This is a genomic window from Nocardia arizonensis, from assembly GCF_001310275.1.
In the GTDB taxonomy this organism is placed as follows: Bacteria; Actinomycetota; Actinomycetes; order Mycobacteriales; family Mycobacteriaceae; genus Nocardia; species Nocardia arizonensis.
The window spans coordinates 1-16,732 of sequence record NZ_LGYZ01000023.1 but is presented as its reverse complement, the minus strand read 5'-3'; the positions used below and the strand labels follow the sequence as shown (position 1 = coordinate 16,732).

General features: G+C 62.9%; 10 protein-coding genes and 1 pseudogene. 3 read left to right on the top strand and 8 right to left on the bottom strand.

Annotation, left to right across the window (positions count from 1 at the left end; translation table 11 throughout):
• From APZ21_RS34965 to APZ21_RS36240, 6 genes and pseudogenes are all read right to left on the bottom strand, one after another.
• Window positions 1-187: hypothetical protein (locus APZ21_RS34965; protein WP_204249031.1), on the bottom strand; the 187-nt coding region annotated here is incomplete at its 3' end.
• Between the two features lie 323 nt (window positions 188-510).
• Window positions 511-3,645, bottom strand: a complete 3,135-nt coding sequence (locus APZ21_RS03835) for a type I restriction endonuclease subunit R (protein ID WP_054811818.1) — start codon at window positions 3,643-3,645, stop codon at window positions 511-513.
• Window positions 3,645-4,880, bottom strand: coding sequence for a restriction endonuclease subunit S (locus tag APZ21_RS03830; protein ID WP_156370639.1), 1,236 nt, complete (start codon window positions 4,878-4,880; stop codon window positions 3,645-3,647). The genes APZ21_RS03835 and APZ21_RS03830 overlap by 1 nt, the downstream gene beginning before the upstream one ends.
• Window positions 4,877-6,622: a type I restriction-modification system subunit M gene (locus APZ21_RS03825; protein WP_054811816.1), complete on the bottom strand. Its 1,746-nt coding sequence runs from the start codon at window positions 6,620-6,622 to the stop codon at window positions 4,877-4,879. Before APZ21_RS03825 ends, APZ21_RS03830 begins: the two co-directional genes overlap by 4 nt.
• A 396-nt stretch (window positions 6,623-7,018) precedes the next feature.
• Window positions 7,019-8,446, bottom strand: a complete 1,428-nt coding sequence (locus APZ21_RS03820; protein ID WP_156370637.1) for a hypothetical protein — start codon at window positions 8,444-8,446, stop codon at window positions 7,019-7,021.
• Between the two features lie 6 nt (window positions 8,447-8,452).
• Window positions 8,453-8,626, bottom strand: a pseudogene (locus tag APZ21_RS36240) (HNH endonuclease); the annotation flags it as partial.
• Between the two features lie 313 nt (window positions 8,627-8,939).
• Between APZ21_RS36240 and APZ21_RS03815 the strand changes: the two are divergent.
• On the top strand, window positions 8,940-10,469 hold the full coding sequence (locus APZ21_RS03815) for a hypothetical protein (protein ID WP_156370635.1): 1,530 nt from the start codon (window positions 8,940-8,942) through the stop codon (window positions 10,467-10,469).
• Between the two features lie 24 nt (window positions 10,470-10,493).
• Here APZ21_RS03815 and APZ21_RS03810 read toward each other — a convergent pair whose 3' ends face one another.
• Window positions 10,494-11,627: a hypothetical protein gene (locus APZ21_RS03810; RefSeq protein WP_054811813.1), complete on the bottom strand. Its 1,134-nt coding sequence runs from the start codon at window positions 11,625-11,627 to the stop codon at window positions 10,494-10,496.
• Between the two features lie 356 nt (window positions 11,628-11,983).
• A complete protein-coding gene (locus tag APZ21_RS03805; protein WP_054811812.1) occupies window positions 11,984-12,181 on the bottom strand; it encodes a hypothetical protein in 198 nt (65 codons plus the stop codon).
• A gap of 191 nt (window positions 12,182-12,372) precedes the next feature.
• On the opposite strand from APZ21_RS03805, the gene fxsT reads away from it, so the two are divergent.
• Both fxsT and APZ21_RS03795 read left to right on the top strand, forming a co-directional pair.
• Complete coding sequence (fxsT, locus tag APZ21_RS03800; protein ID WP_054811811.1) at window positions 12,373-15,045, top strand: FxSxx-COOH system tetratricopeptide repeat protein; 2,673 nt, start codon at window positions 12,373-12,375, stop codon at window positions 15,043-15,045.
• A gap of 462 nt (window positions 15,046-15,507) precedes the next feature.
• Entirely contained in the window at window positions 15,508-16,656 is a 1,149-nt protein-coding gene (locus APZ21_RS03795) for a TerD family protein (RefSeq protein WP_204249030.1), read from the top strand.
• Window positions 16,657-16,732 lie beyond the last annotated feature (76 nt).

Genomic DNA, 16,732 nt, shown 5'->3' with positions numbered 1-16,732 from the left:
TCAATGAACCACTGAACAACCCGCCCCACAAAGGTTGACATCTTCCGAACTCGACCATCGGCTGGCCGAACTGCTCCGCGAATACCTGCGCCACGTCGCCGAACAGCCGACCGGTAACCACTTGTGAGGAAACGAGCCCGGACAGGTCTACCGTCCGGGCTCGTCTCACCCCCGCCTGCAATATCATCGGCGGATTCCACAATGCGTTTCCCCTCATATCGTGGAGGCCGGATGGGCCGCCCCCAATGAATGCGACCGATCGGTCGCATTCATTGGGGGCGGCTCACTTCCCAGCTGCGATGATCTCCTCGTGGGAGGTCCGAACGGCTCAATCACGTTGCGTGTGTTCAATAGTCGTGAGACATGGAAACGCTGCACCGTCGCCGCTCAGCAGATCAAGCCTTCCTCCGTGGCGGAGAGCCGTCGAACCACCTTCGCCGACGACGGTGGTGTTGCGGTCGTTGTAGCTGCTCAACCGATGCCGCATGGTCCCTTCCGGGCCCGTGCTGCTCATACGTCCGTCTGCTGATCGATCGCTGCCTCGTAGAAGGCGTCCGCGAGCGCCATGATTACAGCGCTGATGCCAGGGCCGTCGCTGAAGAAGTAGTCGGCCATGGTGTTGTGGGCGTCCTGGTTGTCGAGGACCGCCTCAGTGACCGCCGCCTGGAAGTCCTGGGACTCCATGAACTGCTTCTTCGAGTTCACCTTGGTCTGGTTGACCAGGTCCGGGTAGGCGAGCAGCCGCTGCACCAGTCCTTGCACGAACTCACGGACCTGTGACGCGGTGAACGACTCGGCACCGAAGAGGTCGTTCATCTTGTCGATGACGACCTGTAGCGCGACGTACTTCGGCTCCTTCCGGGTGCCGGTGCCTGCGGCGCTGATGCCCTTGAGCTCGCCGTCACCGGTCAGCGAGATGTCGACCGCGGTCCCCTTGGTGTGCTTGACCCCGACCAGGACCACGTCGGAGAGGTCGACCTCCGCGGCCCAGGAGGAATCCGCGATGACCTTCTCCAACAGGCGCAGGAAGATCGACAACATCTCCATGTACGGGTCGCCGTAGTCGACGATCTGGCTCATGAAGTCGTAGAGCCGCACGTAGGTGGAGACGTCCTTGCGGAACAGGTCGAGGGTGTTGAGGGTGACCTTGTCGTCGGCCTCGATCGCCGCCGCGTAGCGGCGGGCGAAATCGCTCTTGGCCGGGCTGATCGCGGCCGAGAGCGCGTTATTGCCCTTGCGGGTGACCCACAGTTCGGCGACCTCGCGCACTTCCTCTGGCGTGTAGATCCCGGCCTGGGCGAGCTTGGTGGCGAGGTGGACGACGACGTACGGGTCGGTCTCGGTCTCCAGGGTGGCATTGGTGAAGTACGGCTCGAACGCCGCCCGGATGTCCTCGGGCTTGTTGACGAAGTCGATGACGAACGTCTTGCGCTTCTGCTCCCCACTGGCAGTGCGATGGGTGCGGTTGAGCCGGGACAGCGTCTGCACGGCAGTGACCCCGGAGAGCTTCTTGTCGACGTACATCGCCGAGAGCATCGGTTGATCGAACCCGGTCTGGAACTTGTTGGCGACCAGCATGATCTTGTAGGTCGCGCCCTTGAAGGCGGCAGCCAGGTCCGAGCCGGCGCCGGGGTTGAGGTTGGCTTCGGTGAACTCGTCGTCCTTGCTCGGCTGCGGCCCCCAGTCCGAAGCCCACTTCTCGTCCTCGGCCATAGTCACCGAGCCGGAGAAGGCGACCAGGGTGCGGTAGTTGTAGGAGGCGTCCAGGGCGGCCCGCTTGGCGATGTAGGCGTCGATCGCCTTCTTGTACTTCACCGCCGCCTTGCGCGAGTCGGTCACGACCATCGCCTTCGCCTTGCCCTCCAGCAGGTGGGCGACGTTGGCGTGGAAGTGCTCGACGACGATCTGCACCTTCTGACTGATGTTGGTCGGGTGCAGTGTCACCCACCGCATCAGCCCCTTACGCGCCGCGGCCTCCTCCACCTCGCCACCGTCGCCGGCCTCGGCCTTGCCTGCGATCTTCAGTGCGGTGTCGTAGGTCTGGTAGCCCTTGAGCACGTCGAGGATGTAGCCCTCCTCGATCGCTTGGCGCATCGAGTAGAGGTGGAACTCGACCGGTTTCCCGTCAGGGCCCTTGCGGCCGAAGAGCTCCAGTGTCTTGTTCTTCGGCGTCGCGGTGAACGCGAAGTAGGAGATGTTCGGCGAATCGGCTCGCTCGGTCATCTCCGAGGCCAGCATCGCCTCGACGTCGACATCGCCGCCCTCCTCGATCTCCTTCACTTCCTCCGCGGTCAGTACCGCCTTGAGCTTGGAGGAGATTTGGCCGGACTGCGAGGAGTGCGCCTCGTCGGCAATCACCGCGAACCGCCGCCCCTTCAGCGACGAGTCGCCCCGGATCTCGTCGAGGGCGAACGGGAAGGTCTGCACCGTCACCGCGATGATCAGCTCACCGTTCTTCAAAGTGGTCGCCAGCAGCCCGGATTTCGACTTCGCCCCCGCCTTGCGGACATCCTCCGGGCTGATCGTGGCCACGATCTTTCCCGACCCGTCGATCTGCCGGATCGCCTCCTGGAGCTGCCCGTCGAGCACGGTGCGGTCCACGACCACGATCACCGAGTCGAAGACCTTCTCGTCGTTCACGTGCAGCCGCGCCAGCCGATGCGCGGTCCAGGCGATGGTGTTCGTCTTACCCGACCCTGCCGAGTGCTCGATCAGGTAGCGATGCCCCACCCCTTCCACACTCACTGCGGCCACGATGTTCGTCACGGCCTCCCACTGGTGGAACCGAGGGAAGAGCATGCTCGTACGCCGCACCGACGTCCCGGTTGCGACATCCCACTCCTGCTTGGTCTCCACGATCATCAGCCGGCCGATGATGTTGAGCCAGGCGTCCTTCTCCCAGACCCGCTCCCACAGGTACGCCGTAGCCGACCGCCCGCCCTCACCCGGCGGGTTCCCCGCGCCACCGTCGTGACCCATGTCGAACGGCAGGAAGTGTGTCTTCTCACCCTCAAGCCGGGTAGTCATCGCGGCCAGGTCGTTAGATACCGCGAAGTGCACCACCGCCCGGTGCCCGAACGACAACAGCGGCTCCGGCCGCCCGTTGGTCACAGGATGCCGTTTCTTGCGGTACTGGTTGATCGCCTCATCGAGAGACTGGGTGAAGTCGGTCTTCAACTCGACGGTGGCGACCGGGAGCCCGTTGACGAAGAAAACCAGATCGATGCTCCGTTGGTCAGCGGTGGAGAAGTGCACCTGCCGCATCACCCGCACCCGCATCGCCGCGTACTGCTCGGTGGTGGTCGCGTTCAGGCTGGTCTCGGGGCGGAACTGCGCCATCTTCAACCGTCCACCGCCGATGTATTGCACCCCGTTGCGCAGGATGTTCAGCGTTCCGCCGCCGTGTTCGAGAGGCTTGTCGAGCGCCGCGACCAGCACGTCGAGGAACTTCGCCTCCGACCCCGAGGCCTTCCAAGCCTTCTCGTACGCCGCCTGCTGGCTCTCCTTCAGCCAGGCGAACAGGTCCTCGGGGAAGAGCGCCCGTTCTCGGTCGTAGCCGGTGTCGTTCGCCGAGTAGAGCCACCCGTGGTCGGCCATGTACGCACAGATCTCGGACTCGAAGACGACCTCGTTGTGGTCGGCAATCACACCTTCTCCCGTACGTCGATCTGCCCCGTAACCGCCGCCGTGATCAACGCCGACCGCCGCTCCTTGGAAAGTTCGATGAACAGCACTGTCTCGGCAATTAGCGCGTCGATCTTCGCAGTCTTCTCGTAGAGACGGCTGACGATTCGTCGCTGCTCTTGTTCGTCCGGGAGAGGTAGGCGAACCTTTCGGATCGTTGTCTGGTTAAGTCCGCTCACCGTCGCCCCGACCGACCAGAACTCAAGTTGACTGTGGGCTTCTGTCGACTGGAGAAACCACCACAAATAGTCCGGCACCGTCCCTGCGGCCGGGCGCAAGGCCATCGCGTCAGACCCGCACACATAACCCGCGCTTCGTTTGTCCACGAGCGCCGATTTATCGACCTCACCCTTTCGTCCAAGCACGATATCGCCCACGGCAAGCCTGTACCGTGCGAGGTCTTGCGCTTTCTCCGGCGTCACGGTTATTGATTCATCCGGCACGATGAGTCCTCGCCGAATGTGGGTCGGATTGATCACAGGAACGCCGCAGTCGACATATTCGTCAGCCGTCAGTTGCGTCCCGAAAGGCCCTGTCTGCGCATACTCGATCACCTGCCGAAGGGGAGTCGTGGCAGCCTCGGCAAATTCCGAGGCGATCTCCGATGCTCGGCGCTCGCGGAGCAACTCGATCAGGCGCTGCTGCTCCTCGATGAGCGTGTCGATGCGGGCGGTCTCTCGGTCGAGGTAGTTGGCGATGGCGCGCTGCTCGTCCAGCGGTGGCACCACGATCTGAAGCGTCGCGGCATCCTTCTGGTAGATCGTCTGATGAGTCGAGCCCATGTTGAGCGACTTGAACTCTGCGGTCATCGACTTGAACTGATAGTTCAGGTACTCGGGGAGCAACTCGGGCCCGCACACCCAGTTCCAGAAGTCCTGACTGGTCGCCATGGGCCTCGGCATGATGCCGGAGAAACCCACGGAGGCTGTCCGCGACAGGAGCACCGTACCAGCGGGGAGTAACTCTGCAGCGGAGTTGGCGAGGCCCAGCTCATTAATCTTGTTCGCGGTGTCGCCAAGGTAGATCTGCTTGCCGTCACGCAACTGCCATACGTCAGCGAGCGTGAACCACGGGATATCGGTGTTCTCCCAATAGGCCGGCACCGAGCGGCTCGGCGTGTGACCGCTCTTCATCCGGGCGAATCGACGAATGTTGCCGCTCTCCCAGTGCCTGGGAACAGTGGCGGTAGGCGTCACTTCGCCACCTCGTTCAAGAGGCCGAGGATCTTGGCGACCTGCTTCTCCAGGTCGGCATCAATTTCGGCAAGGGGGCGGGGTGGAACGTACTTGTAGAAGTGGCGGGTGAAGGGGATCTCGTAGCCGATTTTGACCTTGGCCCAGTCGATCCAGGCGTCGGGAACGTGCGGCTTCACCTCGGCGTCGAAGTAGGCGTTGATGACCTCGACGTTGCCGGCCGGGCCAGCGGTCGAGCCGCCGTAGGTGAACGGGACGTTCTCGGTGTCACGCTTCTTGGCATCCGGCTTGGGCCTGCCCTTGCGGTCGACCACAGGGTTGCCGCCCTCGTCGAGCAGCGGGCGCTCGACGGTGATGGTCCAGTAGCCGAACTCGTCGTTGCGCAGCACCTTGGAGTAGTCGGGGTCGGCATCGAGGAAGTCGGCGTACAACTTCACCACCTGGGTCCGGTCCGCCTCGCTAAGCTCACGGTTCTTCGACCCGAGGCTCTTGCGCATCTTGGTCCAGAACGAGGTGCCGTCGATGAGCTGGACCAGGCCCGTGCGGTCGGGGTGCTTGCTGTTGTCGAGGATCCAGATGTAGGTGGCGATACCGGTGTTGAAGAACATGTTGGTCGGCAGCGCGACGATGGCCTCGACCAGGTCGTTCTCCAGCAGCCACTTGCGGATGTTGGAGGGGCCGGACTCGGCGGCGCCGTTGAAGAGCGGCGAGCCGTTCATCACGATGCCGACCCGGCCGCCGCCGTCCTCGCGGGCGCGCATCTTGTGAACCAGATGGAGCAGGAAGAGCATCTGCCCATCCGAGGTCGCCGGGAGACCGGGGGCGAACCGGCCATAGGGGCCCGCTTCGTCGCGCTCTTTCGTGACCGCTTTGGCGTATTGCTTCCAGTCGACGCCGTACGGCGGGTTGGACATGCAGAAGTCGAACTGGCGGCCCTTGAACGCGTCGTCGGTCAGGGTGTTTCCGAAGGCGATGTTGGTCGCGTCATGACCCTTGGCCAGCAGGTCGGACTTGCAGATGGCGTACGACTGCGGGTTGTACTCCTGGCCGTACAGGCTCAGCTTCGCATCGGGGTTGTGCGCGAGGAGGTGCTCGTCGGCCAGGGCGAGCATGCCGCCGGTGCCCGCGGTGGGGTCGTACAGCGCGCGGACGATGTCGGCCTCGGTCAGGTCGGCGTCCTTCTCGGCGAAGAGCAGGTCGACGAGCAGCCGGATCGCGTCCCGCGGGGTGTAGTGGTCGCCGGAGGTCTCGTTCGCGGCCTCGTTGAACTTACGGATGATGTACTCGAACGCATCGCCCATGTCGGCGTTGGAGACGACGTCCGGATGCAGGTCGACGGCCTTGAAGGACGTGATGACCTCGCGCAGGAGCTCCGCCTTCTCCAGGGCGAGGATCTCCTTCTTGAAGTCGAAGTACTCGAACACGTCGACATCCGGCGAGAACCGGTCGATGTAGTCGGCCAGGTTGTCCGCCAGCCCGTCGGCGTCTTTGAGGAGGTTGTCGAACGAGTAGTTCGAAGTGTTGTAGAACGGCCGCCCAGTGGCCTTCTTGACCTCCATCTTGAGCCGGTTGGGGTTGTCGTACTTTGCCGCCAGCTCGCGCACCGTCTCCCGATCGGGCTCAAGGATGCAGTCGAGGCGGCGCAAGATCGTGAGCGGGAGGATCACGTTGCCGTACTGATTGGGGCGGTAGGGACCCCGAAGTTGGTCGGCGATCGACCAGATGAAGCTACCGAGGGTGCTCACAAGGCTCCTTACGAGGCTCGCTCGACGATGGATGTTGGACGCCCAGCGCGAGCCCGTACGCGCCGTCCGAACAGGCGGCGCAATGTCTGCAGCAGCCGGTGCGTCACAAGAGCATCATCGCGCATAACGACACTTCGCGCGCCACGGGGTCGGCAGCAACGACCGGCTCAGCGAATCCGTCGCGGTCGGCTTCTTCGCCGTGAACGTCCCTGGGGCACAAAGCTGCAGCCGCCTACACCAGACCACAACAAGATTACTGGAGCGTCGGTGATCAATGTGATGCTGCCGAGTACGTCGAATGTTCGTGGCACCTGACGGAACCAACGGGCCGAGTCAGTGCCGTAGAAGCCGTGGATCTGTTCACGAAAGTCGTTGTGCCAGTCGTGATCATGCCTGTCACCATAGAGTCAGAGGCTCACCGGGCCCTTCCATCGGCTCGTCATTGGGTGCGGTGTGTTCGGCACCGTAGTCGGTGTACATCTCCAGGATTTGACGCGCCTCCGCCTCATCGCGTTCGCTGCGTTCCAGATCCTCTTCCCATTCGACGGTTCTGAACAGCCCGGTATGCGTCCAATCGTCGATCAGGTCGTCCGGCAATTCGTCGTCGCTGAACGCGGAATCCGCCGCGCTGTAGAGGATGTGAAGGTCTGTCTCCAGGATCTTGTAACTGGTCGGGAACTCATACAGCCTCCGATGAATCGGCTTATCCGCCACGTACTCAAGGGCTCCCAGGTACCACTCGACATCGCGTCGGAACAGATCATGTAGGTCTTGCCCCTGAGGAATAGTGAGCCCAGAAATAACCACGGCAGCGACGTTGTACTGGCGAATCATGTTGTCGAAAGCGGGAACGGACATGGCTTTCCACAAGCTGGCCCCATCGAAGGCCTCCAAGGCGATCTTGGCTGGGGACAAACGCGTCTGCTGCAGCGCCATAGCGGTTAGAGAAAAAGCTGCCGTGACAGTCAGCTCGCGACGATACTCCGGGACGACGCGAAGCAGCCTTCGAAATACCTCCTTCTCGATTTGCATGGGCACGACCCGATCCTCATCGAAATGCAATACCACCCTATGTCGGGTCATTGGGATGGGTTGCAGCTGCGCCGCAACATCATTCGCCGTGGATCCTGACAGCTCGTCGGCGAAGTCCGCCAGATCCAGCTCATGCTGGCCGCCCAGGCGCGCATACTCAAACATGCCGCGAATCGGACTCTTTGGCTGCCCGAAAAGCCTCGCGGATACCTTGATCTCGGTCTCCGAAACGCCGACAACCACACCCAGTCCCGCGTACTCAATCGGTTCGCGCTGAGCCGCATCCAGATCGGTCGTGGCCGTCGCGGTGGTCAGCCACTCGGGGTCGAATCGGATCTTCACCACTCGGTCGCCGAGCGCGCAGGTGAGGTATGGATCCCGTGCCCACGAACCGGTGATCGGCCGCGGCGGAAGCTTCGGCAGGTTCACCACGTGCATGGGGCCGCCGAAGGCCACCGTCAGACCCTGCGTCAGCACATCGGCATGCTCGATATCGAGCCGTACGGCCTGCTCATTCCAGTTCTCGAAGATCGGTTGGATGCGGTGCACGAACATGCCCACAGCGAAGCCCTGCCCTTTGAAAGGGCGCGTCGGATCCAGCCCCACCTCATTCGCGATCCGATGTAGACCGAGTCCGTCTGTCTGCATACTGATGCGCGGTAGATTGACGTAGTCAACGCTGCTATAGCGCATATTCCAGGATCGGCCAGCCTTTCGCAGCACTGCACACCAATGCTCGTGCGCCGCCTTCTTTGTGCGCAACTCCTCGGCGCCGACCTTGGTCTTGTCCACAGTGTCGTGACAGCTGGGGCACAGCAGCAACAGGTTCTCTACGGAATTCCGTTCTTCCGTAGACATCCCAGGATCAGCGCGTGGACCCGAATCCGAGAGTGCATGGATATGCGCAGTCTCCGCTGTGGGTACCGCCCCCGCAACGCCAGTGTCGAGCTCGCGTCGACACCGATGACACATACCGTTCGCCAAGCGCCAGAGCTGACGCTTGACAGATTCCTTTACCTCGACACTACGCCCCATACCCACCTCGATACCGACAATGCTTGTGCCGTAGAGCGATTCGATGAAACCACCATCAGGTAGATCCGATGAACCCCCCATGGCGGAACAGCATAGCCAACACCGCAACGCGGCTCGGGCCGGGAACGCCGAGTGGGGCTGCTGCACGGATAGGTGACAAGTTGTCACCAGATCGCGCAGCTGCCTCAACTCGTAGATATTTGTCACCGAAACGCAGACATCGAGCCCACACCCCGTGCGAGGCTTGGGCATGGCGCATACCGACCCGATTTCCGCTGTTCAACTGGACGTTCTGAACTGGGTCGCCGATGGATGCCCTGGCGGGGTCATGGTAGGCCACACCTACAAGCACAGCGCAAAGGCTCTGGAATGGCGTCGCTTGCTCACGGTGTCGACGAAGGGCGGCGTCTGGCGTGCCGAGCTGACGGATGCCGGACGCCACTACCAAGATTACGGCCGGTACCCCGCCGATCACTGGAACAGCAAACACAACGCAAGAGCGCGTCGAGCGGCCCAGCGGCAGGATGAGCATGGAATACCGGACCGGCGCCCACCGATCTGCGCTGACCCAGCAGTGCAGCACAACGAGGTGTGCGGCGATGATCGCCGTGTCGGTGATGAGAATGAAATCAGGGACACCCGTGTATCTTCGGCGGATCCTTCACCGGCAGGAAGACGCCTCGTCGAGCCCACAAAGAAGCCGCCTCGACCACGCCCGGTCGACAACCTGATCGCCGACATCATCGAAGCCGGTGGAACCCTCGTCGTTCACCGGACAGACGACGGACCCAACTATGACAGTCTGATCCGCTCCGCCGTGCGGTTCGGTAAGGTGCCGGAGGGTCAACTTCTGCTGACCGGGCGCGGGCAGGAACCCCGAGAACTCGTCATCAGGCTGATGGATCGGCCGAAGCCGATCATCGTGCCCGCCCGTCGCACGTTGTCCCATCCCGCCGCGATTCGCCTGCGGGACGACGAAAAGGCCATGCAGATCACACCATCGGTCCGAGTATGGGCACTCGGAGTGTTGGATGTGCTCGCCTCGGCGCTCACCACGAAGGGCGCCGAGGTCTCGGCAGCGCCGGGACACGACCGTCGTAGCGACTACAGACGGCGCAACATCCCACCGGATGTGCTGCGAGTCGAGGTCAGTGGGCACTCCTTCGGCGTTCAACTGGTCGAACCGACCGAGAAGGTTCCGCACGAGGCGACCCCGACCGAACTTGCGTGCGCTGCAAGGGATTCCGCGTATACGATGGCAAAGTACGACGCCCTTCCCAGCGGTCGGATCACGCTGACGATCGCAAACGGCATCTCATGCCTTGCATCGTCGTGGACATATGACGACGACGAGGGCACAGTGGACTTGGCTGGCGTGGTACTGGAGCTGGAACTACGGGCAGCGGACGCCGAGGCGAAGCGGATAGCCGACGAGCGTGCCGCGGCCGAACGTCGACGTCGGTGGGAAGCGGCGATGGTGACAGCCGAGTCGGCATTCGCCGACGCCTACCGCGCGAAGATTTTGCGCGAACAGGCCAATCGTTGGCGAGCGCTGCGTGAACTCGATGAATACTTGGCAGCGATGCAATCTCACGTCACTTCTCTGGACGATGAGCATGACGTAGCGCAGGCTGCCCTCTGGCTGGAATGGGCGTCGAACTACCGAAAGCAGTCGGATCCGCTCCATGAGAGGCTGGGCATGCCTGACGTTCCCAGGCCCGGTGCGGATGATTTGAAGCCGTACCTCAACGGATGGAGTTTCTACGGTCCCGACCGCTAGTCGACCTGGTGACCCGACACGGGTTCACCACCACCTCGGCGAACGGACCTTGATGTACCTGACGGGCATCTCGGACGGATGCTTCGGACGTTCGATCTCGGGCCGGACGTTGGCCGGTGTAATCCGTTCCGTCTCGTGTTCCCGCTCGATGACCTCGGCCAATATGTGGTCATGGTCTTGAGCGAGGTCAAGTAGCCGCCGCACGATGCGATCGAGTCGAAGTACCTCCGCCTCGGCAGCGGTTACCCGTTCGTACGTGGTCACAGCCCGGTGGCCGCACCACTGACGGAGCAGCTCGTGCTGCGGCCGGTCATGCTCGACGTACCATTTGTACTCCGATTCCGGACTTGTGGCGTAGTCGCCCGACCCACGCCGGCCCTGATATCTACGTCCGCTGATGCACAGGTCTCGCGCTCTTTCCTCAGCCTCCATTACCCAATCGAGGATGGGCGCAGGAGTCTGGAGACATGCCAATTCGGCGACCAACAACGAGCCTGCCGTTGACAGCATCAGGATGCCGTTGAGCTCGAAAGACGCCACGGCAGCTGTGATTTCGTCGAGCGCGGTACCAACGAGCTTCTCGAATCCGATTCGGTCATGGACCGCTGTCACCTCTTTGACCCGCTGCCCCCAACACGTGGCGATCTGGTCAGGTATCAGCAGTTCGAACACGGTATCGACAGCGAACTCCTCGATCTCGCTCATGTCGTACTCGGCAGCGAGACGGCCCCAATTACTCATGAGTTCGTCATACTGCCGCACGGAGCTCCAAAGACCACGGAGTCGACCCGAAGCAACATTTTCTCGCTGCCCCGTCTTTTCGCCGTCCAGGAACGCGACCTCGATGCGAACGCTCCGCGGCCGCCTGTCGATCGCGAGGACACGGACACGCTCGGATGGCGAATGGTCGCGCAGACGGTAGATCCATTCAGCGCCGACATCCGACTGCGCCGGCACGGTAGGAGGGTCGTCGTCGGGCGGCGATGTCGTCATGGCCGAAGCGTCGCATATCTGCCGCGACGAGGTCACCGGATCGCCCGACTGTTCGAAGACGTCGCGAGCACCTACCACCAACTCGGCATGGTGGCGCAGGATCAGCGGCGATTCGACCGAGCCGGGGACCTTTTCCGGCGGGCACTCCAGTGCATACCAGGACACCGACGACGAACGCGGGGCACACAAGTGACCACGACGCTGGGGCGCCTACCGGCCGACACCGGTCGACACACGGAGGTGTTCTCCGTCCTCGTGGACGCCGCCGTCGGCTAGTGGCGGTTGGCTGGTGAGTTCGACTCCGGGGATATCGGTTCCGCTCAACGAACAACGCCCCACCTAAACCAGCACACCGTCGACGCGCTCGGCACGGCCACCGCGACCGCGCTCCGACAACGACTCGACCAGCACGACCAGACCATAGCCGAACGGCTCCAAACGGGAGAGTGTCCCGGAGCTGGTGGCTCCGGGACATTTCGGGTCGGTTCGCGGCCGAGGACGGTCGGTTCGGCGCGAGATGATTACAGGGTGTCGAGGCTGCTGAGCAGCAGGACGGTCAGGGTGGTGGTACCGGCGAAGCCGACGCCGCCGTCGCGGATCGCCGCGGCGTGATGGGCACCCCGCGCGTGGGCGAGCAGGCCGGTGATGATGCCGACGATGACGCCGAGCAGAACAGCGATCGTGATCAGCAGAACTTTGATGATCGAGATGGAAGACATCGAGCTGGTATCCCTTCCTTGGCCCCCCAGGCGGGGTTCGTGGTCGAGATCAGCAAGCCGGATCGAGTTCGCCCCGTACAGTCGCCGAGCTGGGATAGGGTTACAAAAACACATGTCGAAGGCAGTTTTCGATGTTGGCGACTCGTACGAGTCGTCAACGAGTCGTACGAGTCGCATGGAGGAAATCGATCGTGGGGGACCTTGAGCCCACCGGCCATGGGCCCGCTCGGACGGCGTATGCCCGCGCGCTCACCGCCCTGCTCGCCGAGGCGGGATCACCGACAGCTGAGGAAGTCGCCGACTGGATCAGGACCAACCGCAGGCACCACAACAAAGTCACCACCGTCACCGAGTGGATAAAATCCGATCCAGTCGTACCTCGCAGTGCCGAGCGCTTCGAATATCTCGTGCAGTACCTGCACCATCGGCAACGCAAATCGTTGCCCGAGGCTGTGCTCGGCCGGTGGAAGCAGCGCTGGAACAGTGCGCGCCGCGAAGCTCTCCGACCGGAGCAACCAGGCACCGACCTCGCGCTTGCGATCCTCGAGGGCGAGCCCAGTGTCGTGGACCATTCGGATCCTGCCACCGTGACAGGCCGTGGTGAGGATCGCGGGCGAGGATTGCTGGTGGTCGGCAAGATTCCCGAGGAACCCGAGGGTTTCGTGAACCGAGAGCAGGTCAAGGCCCTCGAGAACGGACTGGCCGGGCAGCGAGTCGCGGTCGTGGTGACCGGCATGCGAGGGGCAGGAAAAACCCATATCGCCGCCGCCTACGCCCGCCGTGTACTGAACAGCGGGCGCGGTCTGCTGGGGTGGATCAACGCTGAATCGGTCGACACCCTGCACACCGGATTAGCCGAGATCGCGCGCCGGATCGGTGTCGACGCTGCCGACGGTGACACCCGCGCCTCCGCGCACCGCCTGCGTGACCACCTGCACACCCGAGACGAATCCGGACTACTGGTATTCGACAACGCCACCGACGTCGAACAGGTATGGCCGCTACTACCGACAACCGGACGCACCCGGGTAGTGATCACCACCACCAACCGGGCTTTCACCCGACGCCCCAGCGCTGTCGTCGACGTCGGCACCGGCTACACCCGCGCCGAGTCGGTCACCTACCTGATCGACACCACCGGCCGTGACGACCGCGCTGGCGCCACCGCGGTCGCGACCGAACTCGGTGACCTGCCCTTGGCTTTGGCCGCTGCCGCAGCCACCATCGTGACAAACCCCGGCTTGGACTATCAACGGTACTTGGACAGGTTGCACCGCAGGACCTTGCCCAAAGCGTTGCGTCAGTACGAAGGTCACGAGCATCCGCTGCCGGTGCATCAGGCGATCATGCTCTCGATCGACGCTGCCGAAACACCCACCGGCGACCAGAAACTCGACGATGTCGTGGCCTGGATACTCGATGTGTTCTGTGTGCTCGCCCCCTCGGGAGTGTCTCGGGATCTGCTCACCCATCCCGAGGCAGACCTCGATGAGTTGGTCGATGATGCGATCGACAGATGCGTCCAGTACTGCCTGCTGAGCTGGTCTACCGATAACGACACTGTTCTGGCGCACCGATTGACCGCCCGCGTCCTGCGTGAACGAGCCCACGAGGACGGCTCCTTCGACCGCGTAATCACCCACGCGCTGCGACTGCTGCAACCTCGACTGTTCCACGCCGACCATGCGTGGGCCCGACGCACCGAAGGCGCACATTTGGTCGACCAGATCGACGCGATCTCGGGCAACACCCCACCCGACAGTGTCGGGCACGACCAGTTGACGAAGATCTTGGCGATGCGCCGCTGGACAGCGCGCCAACTGATCAGAGCCGCAGACCTGCACCGCGCAGTCGCGTTCGCCGATCGAGCCCTGTCCTTTCACGAGCACATTCTGGGCCCCGACCACCCTGACACGCTCAGCGCCCGCCAGCTCGCTGCCTACGGATATCGAGTAACCGGCCGAGTCGAGGAGTCAATCACGCGGTTCGGGCGAAATCTCTGCGACCGCCAAAGGGTTCTGGGGACCGACCACCCCGACACTCTGACTTCTCGCTACCACCTCGCCGATGCCTACCGACACATCGGCCGATTCGACGAAGCAATCTCGCTGTTCAAAAGCACCCTCGGCGACCGCGAACGGATCCTCGGAAACGACCACCAGGAAACCCTGGCCTCCCGCCACAACCTCGCCTTCGCCTATTTAGGAGCAGGCAGACTCGACGTGGCAATCCCGTTGTTCGAGCAGACTGTCGCCGACCGCGAACGAATCCTCGGCCCCGACCATCCCCGCACCCTCGCCGCCACCAACAGCCTCGCTCTGGCCTACCGAGTGGCAGGCCGAGTCGATGAAGCGATTCCGATGCACCAACGGACCCTCATCGGCCGCGCACGAGTCTTGGGCGCCGACCACCCCGAAACACTGCTCTCTCGTCACAATTTCGCCAACGCTGTGTGGCGAGCGGGCCGGGTGGATGAGGCGCTGCAGCTTCATCTGCAGACTCTCGCCGACCGTGAACGCGTCCTGGGCAACGATCACCCCGACACACTGGCTTCCCGACACAGTCTTGCCGGAACCTATCTTCTTTCAGACCGACTCGACGAGGCGATTCTGCTGCTGGAACGCACCCTGTCCGACCGCGAACGAATCCTCGGCATCCAACATCCCGCCACGCTCACCTCCTGCTACCACCTCGCCGACGCCTACCGTGCAGCGGACCGACTCGACGAGGCTATCGAGCTCACCGAGCGGACTCTCACTGCTCGCCGACACACCCTCGGTACTGACCATCCCGACACCGTGGCCACCGATGAACTGCTGATGCGCCTGAACCTGTTGCTACACAACCGAGACCTCGCTGAGTAGCCAGCCACCACGAGCAGGAAACGAGTCACCCGTCAACGCGCGAAACAACTCGTCACCGAGTTGGGTCACCGCGATGGAAGATACCGTCCGATCCGCGGCCTCCAGGTGATTCTGGAGGCCCGCCGCATGTCGCAAATGTGATACCCCAAGTCCACTGGCTAGTCGTCCGAGGGGTGGCCGGGCGTGCCCGATGCTTCGCCCGGCAGACCCACCACCGACATGCAAGCGACCACTCGATGGCAATCAGCAACCTCGATCCATCACGACTGCGCTATTGGCCGATGACCGGTAAACAGACGTAAGAACGACCTCCGTCGACGACCAGAGCCTTGTGTTCCGGCCGGTCGGCTTGCTGGACATGCCCGGCTTGCGGATTCTCTTGTGACGCGCCGGGTTCGACGCCTGCCATGGTGTAGCTACAGGCTAGAGTCGAGTCTCCATCCACGTCGGCCGAGGAACCTGATGTCAAGTACCGCGTTGCGTAAGGGCGAGAACATTGCCCTTAACGGAGCACACGTGTCCTTCTCTCTCACAACGGATCAGACGCTCAGCGATGTCTCGGCGCTGCTACTGGGCCCCGGTGGGAAAGTACGCGACGACAGCGACCTCGTGTTTTACAATAACCCGACACGCCACGGCGTCGAAGTAGCCGGCACGACAGTGAGAGTTGACTTCACCCGTGTGCCTCGTGACCTCGCTACGGTGGTTGTCGCTTGCATCGATCCGTTGAGCCCGGGAGCGGTATTCGGGCGCGCGCCGAGGTTGGTCCTCACTCAGAATCCTGGGCCGAGTGTCGACTATACCGCCCCAGACTTTACCGACCAGGAGACGGTCGTCGTAGTGGCCGAGGCATACCGCCGCAACGACGACGCCTGGAAGGTATGCGCGGTGGGCCAGGGCTACGCCTCCGGCCTTGGCGGGTTGGCCACCGACTACGGCGTCGACATCGAGGCGGACGAGCCACCTGCTGCGGCGGCGAATACGCGTGCGGCTTCGGGGTCGAGGATGCCGACCGAGCTCGCGAAGGTCAGCGACCTCGCGCCCGGATTGCTGCCGGTGACGAGTGAAGCGAGCCGAGCACTGGTGGACGCTGGCATGGGGAGCCGGCGCGCGGCGGTGTATCTGGTTCTCGACCGCGGATACGACATGCGAGAGTTGTACGAGTCGTTCACCGTTCAAGCGTTCGCCGAACGGATACTGGGGCTGGCGGCCAATCTCGACGACGACGGCACCGTGCCGGTGGTGTTCTCAGGCCGGCACGAGCCGTTCGTCGAGGAGCTGAGTCTTGAGAACTATCGTGGCAGGATCGGGCAATTGCACGCCCAGGTCGACTGGGGGTGGTCGCAGGTCGACGAGGCGATGCGCTGCATGGTCAACCACTACCAGGAATCGGGGGCACCCGATCCTGCGTTGGTGATCGTCCAGGTCGGAGACGAGCCCGACGACAAGGCCGCAGTGCGGACGTTGTTGCAGAACTCCGCGATGTTGGGAGTGTCTGGGTCTTCATCGGGTTCGGCCGAGGCAAGATGGCGTTCTACAAGAACCTCCACCTTCGCCAACGTCGCGTTCTACAACACCGGAAAGAACCCAGGCTCAGTCCCAGGCGAGTAATTCTATGCGGAACTCGTGCGCGGCTTCAGTGAGCCTTTTTCATCCTGCATGTGAGAGGCGTTGTGGCGCTGCAGGT